Here is a 5,327-nt window from a genome sequence, read left to right as displayed (position 1 = left end):
CTTTCCGGCGGCCAGCAGCAGCGCGTGGCGATCGGGCGTGCGCTGGTCTACAACCCGCCGGTGATCCTGCTGGATGAGCCGCTGTCCAATCTCGACGCCAAGCTGCGCGAAGAGGCGCGGGTATTCCTGCGCGAGCTGATCATCAAGCTCGGTCTGTCGGCGCTGATGGTGACCCACGATCAGAACGAGGCGATGGCCATTTCCGATCGCATCCTGCTGCTCAATAACGGCAAAATCGAACAACAGGGCACGCCGCAGGAGATGTACGGTTCACCCACCACGCTGTTCACCGCCGAGTTCATGGGCAGCAACAACCGCTTGCCGGGCAAGGTTGTTGCGCTGGAAGGCGACCGGGCGCGCATCGAAGGCAAGGATTGGGCGCTGTGGGGCAAAGCGGGCGCCGGCGTGCAGGTCGGGCAGGAGGGCACGGCGGTGATCCGCGTGGAGCGCGTGCGGTTGGGCGAAGATCCGCAGGGCAACCAGCTTGAGCTGCCGTTGCTGACCAGCATGTATCTCGGCGATCGCTGGGAATACCTGTTCCGCACCGTGGCCGAAGATTTCGTGGTGCGCGCCTATGGCCACGAGGCGCGCGATCGGGCGCTGTGCCGGCTCTCCCTGCCGGCCGATCATCTGTGGATATTCCCGAAAGCCTAATCAGGACGCCCGCTGATGCGGGCGTTCCGTTTACAAATCCAGCACCAGTCGGCTGCCTTTGGCGCGCGAGCAGCAGATCAACAGGGTTTGCTGCGCCGCGCGTTCTTCGTCGCTGAGATACTGATCGCGGTGGTCGGCTTCCCCCTCGACGATGCGGGTTTCGCAGGTGCCGCAAATGCCTTCGCGGCACAGACACTCGACCCTGGCCGCCTTGCTGTTTTCCAGCGCCTGCAGGATGGTCATGTCTTCCGCCACTTCAAGTTCAATACCCGACCGGGCCAGCACCAGCGTAAAGGCGCCGCCCGCCGTGTCTTCGGCGGCGAAGGCTTCGCTGTGTAAACGCGCGGCGTCGATACCCCGTTCGGCGGCGGTCCGGTAGACCGCTTCGTTCAGCGCCCTCGGGCCGCAGACGTAGATATGGGCGCCGGGTTCCACGTCGGCCAGCGTGCGCGCCAGATCCAACCGGCCGCCAAGGCTGGAGACATGGCAACTGACGTTGTCGGTGAATGGCGCTTGCGTCAGCTGCTGCTGGAAGGCGTTGTGTTCCTCGCTGTGGAAGCAGTAGTGCAGATGGTAGCGTTGGCCGCTGCGTTGCAGCTCATGCAGATGGGCCATAAACGGCGTGATGCCGATGCCGCCGGCGATCAACACGTGATGCTGTGCCTCCGGCGCCAGCGCGAACAGGTTATTCGGGGTGCTGATGGTCAGCGTATCGCCGACCGCCAGCCGGTCATGCATGAAGTCAGAACCGCCTTTGGAAGGAGACTCGCGCCGAACGGCGATCTGGTAACGGTCGAGCTCGAACGGTGAGCTGAGCAGCGAGTAAGCGTTGCTGTAGCGCTTCTCGCCGTCCTGCATTTTCACGATGATGTGGCTGCCGCCGCTGAAGGCGGGCAGCGGCCGGCCTTGCGGATCCGCCAGAGTAAAGCGCTTGACCTGTGCGGTGACGATTTCGATGTCGACGACGCGAACATCAAGCATCTGATAGCTGGTCATTCATTGGCTCCAAAGCGCGGGCGTCCCCGCGCATAAAAAAGTTATACCGCCTGGCACAGGTATTTGAGCTCCAGATAGTCTTCGATGCCGTATTCGGAGCCTTCACGCCCCAGGCCCGACTGTTTCACTCCGCCGAACGGCGCGACCTCGTTGGAGATAAGCCCGGTATTGATACCGACCATGCCGTACTCCAGCCGCTCCGAAACGCGCCATATGCGCGCCGCATCGCGGGTGTAGAAGTAGGCGGCCAATCCGTAGATGGTGTCATTGGCCTGGCGGATCGCCTCGGCTTCGTCATCGAACACCACCAGCGGCGCGACCGGGCCGAAGATCTCTTCTTCCAGCAGCAGCGAACCGGGTTGCACGTCGCCCAGCACCGTCGGGGTGAAGAAATTGCCGCCCAGCGCGTGCGGCGTGGCACCGGTCAGCACCTGAGCGCCTTTGCTCAGCGCGTCATCGAGCAGCTCCACCACCTTGTCGCGCGCCTTGCGGTTGATCAGCGGGCCGATCTGCATGCCGGGTTCGAAACCGTTGCCAACCTGCAGCGCCGCTACGCGGGCGACAAACTTCTCGGCGAACTGCGGGTAAACGCCGCGCTGCACGTAGAAACGGTTGACGCAGACGCAGGTCTGCCCGGCGTTGCGATATTTGGCGATCAGCGCGCCTTCCACTGCGGCATCGATGTCCGCATCGTCAAACACGATGAACGGCGCGTTGCCGCCCAGCTCCAGCGACACTTTCTTGATGGTGTCCGAGCTTTGTCGCATCAGCAGGCGGCCCACCGGCGTGGAGCCGGTAAAGCTCAGCTTGCGCACCTGCGGGTTGCGGGTCAGCTCGGCGCCGATCGCCTGCGAGTTGCCGGTCACCACGTTGAACACCCCGGCGGGAATGCCGGCGCGCTCGGCCAGTTCGGCCATCGCCAGCGCTGAATAAGGGGTTTCGTTGGCGGGTTTGACCACCAGCGTACAGCCGGCCGCCAGCGCCGGTGCGGCCTTTCGGGTGATCATCGCCGCTGGGAAGTTCCAGGGCGTGATCGCCGCGCACACGCCGATGCCCTGTTTCAGCACCATCAGGCGTTTATCGCCGCTTGGCGAGGGAATGATGTCGCCGTTGGTGCGTTTGGCCTGTTCGGCGAACCATTCGATAAAGGAGGCGGCGTAGCGGATTTCGCCCAGCGATTCCGCCAGTGGTTTGCCTTGTTCCAGCGTCATCAGGCTGGCCAGATCCTGCTGGTGTTCCAGCATCAGTTCGAACCAGCGGCGCAGCAGCTGCGCGCGCTGTTGCGCCGGCAGCGCGCGCCAGCCTTCCAGCGCCTGCTGGGCGGCGTCGATCGCTCGTTGGGTTTCGGCCGTCGCCATGTTGGGCACGCTGCCGATGAGTTGGCCGGTGGCGGGATCGCTCACCGGCAGGGTTTCCTGGTTGTTGGCGTCGCGCCATTGGCCGCTGATGTAGGCCTGTTGGCGGAATAGCGCCCGATCGGAAATATTCACGAGAACCTCACAAGTCAGGGGGAGGAGCTATTGGGCCCCGTCGCATCAGGGTTGATAAACCTGCGCCAGCAGGTTGTGGAAGTGGGCGATGCCGTGCTCGCTGACGCCGCTGCCGGCGCCGTCGGCCATGATGCGCCCCTGCCCGCGATAGCCGCGCGATTTGAGGCCTTTTTGCACGCTCTCCACCAGCCGCAAATCTTCCGGGCGGAACACGTCGCGGTACCAGTCGATCAGTTTGAGCTGTTCGTCGCTCAAATCGGCGTTGGTGAAGTAGATGTCGTAGTGCTGCAGGGTAGTTTCCGCATCGACCGGGAACTCATAGATCACCGTCATCATGCCTTCCAGCGGCGGCATGTTGAACATGGTGCACGGCCACAGCCAGATGCCGTGGAAGCTGGCTTCTTTACCCTCTTCAAACTTGAACGACTGCTCGGAAGGGCGGGCGTAGCCGAACTGCAGCGTCCAGTTGCCGTGCAGGGTGTGCCAGTAGCGGTCGACCTGCACCGAGTCGGCGAAGCCGGGGTGCGCCGGGCCGCAGTGGTAGCACTCGAGGTAGTTGTCGACGATGTTCTTCCAGTTGGCCGGAGTGCGGGTGACGAAACGCGCCGCCAGCTTGAGATCGTCGACCTGCGGGCAGGCCTCGCGCACTTTGGCGCCGAGGCCCGGCAACTGGTCTTCCACCGTGCCGGCCTGCGAGTCCAGATTGACGTAAATAAACCCGGCGTACTCTTCGACCCGCACCGGCACCAGGTGCGAGTTTTCCTTATCAAAGTTCTGCACGTTTTCGCAGTTGCGCGCGTGCGCCAGTTCGCCGTCCAGCTTGAACGCCCAGGCGTGATAAGGGCAGGTGATGACGTTTTTCGCCCGGCCGTCGCCCGCCAGCAGTTGGTGGCCGCGGTGCGGGCAAACGTTGTAAAAGGCGCGCAGCACCTTGTCGCGGCCGCGCACCACCAGAATGTTTTCACCGATGATCTCGCGGGTGATGTAGTCGTTCGGTTCGGCGAGCTCGCTGCGGTGCGCCACGCAAATCCAGCTGGTGGCGAACACCTGCTCTTTTTCGTGCTCGAACGCCGCCTGGTGGGTATAGAACCGGGCCGGAATGGTGTAAGCCTCACGGGCGTCGGCGCAGAAATCTTTCGGTAAGGTAAATTCAGGGATCAGAGTGCTCATAAGTTAACCTTCCTCTTTTCTTATTGTCATTTCGCCATAGGGCGCGGTTGATACGACGATGGAGCGGAGAGTTCGGCGGTCGCCGGCGCGTCGGGCAGCGCCGGCGGGCTGCTTTCGATCAGATGCGCCGGGATGGCCGCGTAGTCCTGCTTCAGCCAGCGGGCAAAGCCGTAGGTTTTCACCAGCAGCACCAGCAGGAACGGCAGCGCGGTCAGGATCACCGTGGTTTTCATGGTGTCCAGCGAGGCGCCGGTAAACAGGATCGACAGCGGGATCAGGGTGATCACCACGCACCAGAACAGGCGCAGCATCGGGCTGGGATCTTGCCCCTCCTGCAGGTTGCGGGTGCTGGTGGCGGCCATGGTGTAGGCCACCGCGTCCATGTGCGAGGCCAGGAAAATGATCATGATGAACAGATAGGCGGCCAGGAACAGCTTGCCGAGCGGCAGCGCCGTCAGCAGCATCTGCACGGCGGTTTCGCCGCCCTGGGTGCTGAGGATCTCCGGCACGTTGAGCTGCCCGCTGATGAACTGGTGCATGGCGTAGCTTTCCAGCGAACCGAAGAAGAACCAGCAGCCGAGGGTGCTGCCGAGCAGCAGCGCCCAGATCACTTCTTTAATCTTGCGGCCGCGCGAGACGCGGGTGACGAACATCGCCACGCCCGGGGTATAGGAGATCCACCACAGCCAGTAGAACACCGTCCAGCTGCGGCTGAAGCTGCCGTCGCCCATCGGATCGGTGAACAGGCTCATCTGCAGGAAGTTTTGCGCCGTCAGGCCGATGGCGTTGATGGTGTTGTTGATGGTGAACTCGGTGGGGCCGACCAGCAGCACCAGCCCGGCGAAGGCGAAAGCGCCCCAGCCGACCATTTTGCTCAGGCGCTGCATGCCGCCGTCGATGCCGATGTAAGAGCTGAGACAGAAGATCACCGCCGCCAGCAGGATCACCGTCGCCTGCACCGCGAAGTTATCCGGGATGCCGGTCAATGCCGTCAGCCCGCGGGTAAAGGTGGAGGCC

At 63.2% G+C, this 5,327-nt stretch carries 5 protein-coding genes; 1 reads left to right on the top strand and 4 read right to left on the bottom strand.

The annotated features are described in order from the left end of the window. Positions 1-654 (top strand): ABC transporter ATP-binding protein (locus ADK28_RS06010; protein ID WP_048795159.1); only part of this gene is annotated, 654 nt, incomplete at its 5' end. A 30-nt stretch (positions 655-684) separates the two neighbouring features. On the opposite strand, the gene ADK28_RS06005 is transcribed toward ADK28_RS06010, so the two are convergent. The 4 genes from ADK28_RS06005 to ADK28_RS05990 all read right to left on the bottom strand — a co-directional run. After that, a complete protein-coding gene (locus ADK28_RS06005; RefSeq protein ID WP_048795158.1) occupies positions 685-1,650 on the bottom strand; it encodes a PDR/VanB family oxidoreductase in 966 nt (321 codons plus the stop codon). A 41-nt stretch (positions 1,651-1,691) separates the two neighbouring features. Next, positions 1,692-3,140 carry an NAD-dependent succinate-semialdehyde dehydrogenase gene (locus ADK28_RS06000; RefSeq protein ID WP_048795157.1) on the bottom strand — a complete coding sequence of 483 codons (1,449 nt, stop codon included), beginning with the start codon at positions 3,138-3,140 and terminating at the stop codon, positions 1,692-1,694. A 45-nt stretch (positions 3,141-3,185) separates the two neighbouring features. After that, on the bottom strand, positions 3,186-4,310 hold the full coding sequence (locus ADK28_RS05995) for an aromatic ring-hydroxylating oxygenase subunit alpha (RefSeq protein WP_033639430.1): 1,125 nt from the start codon (positions 4,308-4,310) through the stop codon (positions 3,186-3,188). 26 nt (positions 4,311-4,336) lie between these two features. Further along, positions 4,337-5,327, bottom strand: a 991-nt coding sequence (locus ADK28_RS05990; RefSeq protein WP_048795156.1) for a BCCT family transporter, incomplete at its 5' end; no start/stop codon positions are given.

Origin of the sequence: Serratia sp. 506_PEND (assembly GCF_001076875.1) — a bacterium.
In the GTDB taxonomy this organism is placed as follows: Bacteria; Pseudomonadota; Gammaproteobacteria; order Enterobacterales; family Enterobacteriaceae; genus Serratia; species Serratia marcescens.
The sequence above is the reverse complement of the archived record's forward strand: the minus strand, read 5'-3'. Positions and strand labels throughout refer to the sequence as shown.